Below are 1670 nucleotides of genomic sequence, written 5' to 3' on the forward strand. Positions count from 1 at the left end.
GGGCCGGGGGCCCGCCGCCCCTTCACCGTTCTCGCAGCCCGTACACCCGGCGCGCGTTGCCCGACCCGATCATCGTGGCGACCCTGGCCGCGTCCCGGCGGGTCCACGCGCCGTCCTCCACCCAGGCGCCCAGCACCCGCCCGAGCGCCTCGCGGAACTGCCGCGCGCCCACCAGGTGCAGTTCCGGCAGCCCCTGCGCCCCGCTGGAGAACAGCAGCTTGCCGAACGGTGCCAGCTCCATGATCTCCGCGAGCACGGCCGCCGCCCGCGCCCCCGTCCGCGCCGGTACGGTCCCGAGGTCCGCGTAGACGTGCGGGTGCCGGCCGGCCAGCGCGGCGGTCTGGCGGTGGTGCGGGTAGCCGTGCAGGAGGACGAGGTCGCAGCCGTGCCCCTCGGTCGCGGCGACGAAGTCGGCCAGGCGGGCCGGGCCCGCGGTGCCCAGGCGCAGTTGCAGCGGCAGCCCGCAGGCCACCGCGGACCAGCGCAGATGGTCCAGCAGCTCCGGTTCGAGGGGCGCCCCGCCGCCGCCCCGGCCCACCGTGCCCCGGCGGGCGGCCCGGCGTTCCGTCTCGCGCCGGGCCAGCCAGCGCCCGGCGGCCGCCCGCACCCGGACCGGCCCCGGCGGCTCGGGGGCGGCGTACGGGGCGTCGGCGCCGACGGAGGTGAACGCGACGGCGGAGGACGCGGCGGTGTGCACGGCCTCGCCGAGGTTGACCAGGAAGGTGTCGATGGTGCCCGAGGTGTCGGCGACCTGTTCGGCGAGGACCTCCAGCCGGACGATCTCCCGGGCCTCGGAGCCGGCCGCCGAGGCCAGCTCGGCCGGTCCCGTGAGGTCGCCGGGGAGGCCGGTGTCGACGAGGTGGGCGGAGACCCCGGTGGCGCGCAGCAGGCGGCGGGAGGTCTCGGCGACGCCCAGTTCGCGCCGCCTGGCCAGATAGTGGGCGGGCGGGCAGTGCGCTTCGAGGCCGAGCAGGGGCGGGCACCAGCGGCGCACGGCGAAGCCGGTCTGGGTGTCGAAGAAGGTGGTGCCGGGGGCGGCCGGGGCGGGGGTGGCACCGAGCCGGGCCTCGAAGGTGCCGAGGCCCAGCTCGGTGCGGAGCACGCCGTGGCAGTTCTGGTCGACCAGGTCGGCCACGGGCACGGTGTCGGTCATCCGGGGCTCCCTGGGACGGCGTGCGTGTGCACGGCCTAACGGGTGAGCCCCCGGGCGGGACACCGTCCGGGCGGAAGCCTCAGCGGTCGTTGGAGGGGCCGCCGACCTGGATCCCGGCCATCCGGGACCACTCGTACGGGCCGGTGCGGACCTTGAGCGCGAACTCGCCGTCGAACTCGTCGTGCATCGTGATGCCGGACTTCACGGCCGCGCTCTCGGCCACCGCGTAGGTCGGGGCCACGAGGTCGCCCCACGCGCCGTCCTCGCCGACCAGGACGATGCGGGCGCCCGCCTGGCCGATATAGGCGAGCTGTCCCTCCGCGCCGCCGTGCTCCTTGGCGAAGGCGCCGATCTCGCGGGCGAGCTTCGCCGCCCTGCGCTCGGCACGCGCCGCCTTCCTGGCGTCCGTCCGTGAGGTCTGCTCGGTGTCCGCTGCGTCTGCTGCCGTCTCTGCCATGAACAGGATGCTACCGACGGGTAGACGAACTGGCGACGGGCGGGTCGCGTGGCCTGGGCC

The 1670-nt window shown here is 76.6% G+C and carries 2 protein-coding genes; both read right to left on the reverse strand.

What is annotated here, in order from left to right; genetic code table 11:
• Positions 1-22: 22 nt before the first annotated feature.
• Positions 23-1153, reverse strand: a complete 1131-nt coding sequence (locus ACFWM7_RS35200; protein WP_383268837.1) for an amidohydrolase — start codon at positions 1151-1153, stop codon at positions 23-25.
• 79 nt (positions 1154-1232) lie between these two features.
• Positions 1233-1610, reverse strand: coding sequence for a hypothetical protein (locus ACFWM7_RS35205; RefSeq protein WP_383268839.1), 378 nt, complete (start codon positions 1608-1610; stop codon positions 1233-1235).
• Positions 1611-1670 lie beyond the last annotated feature (60 nt).

This window comes from Streptomyces sp. NPDC058375, assembly GCF_042723425.1.
GTDB classification, from domain to species: Bacteria; Actinomycetota; Actinomycetes; order Streptomycetales; family Streptomycetaceae; genus Streptomyces; species Streptomyces durocortorensis.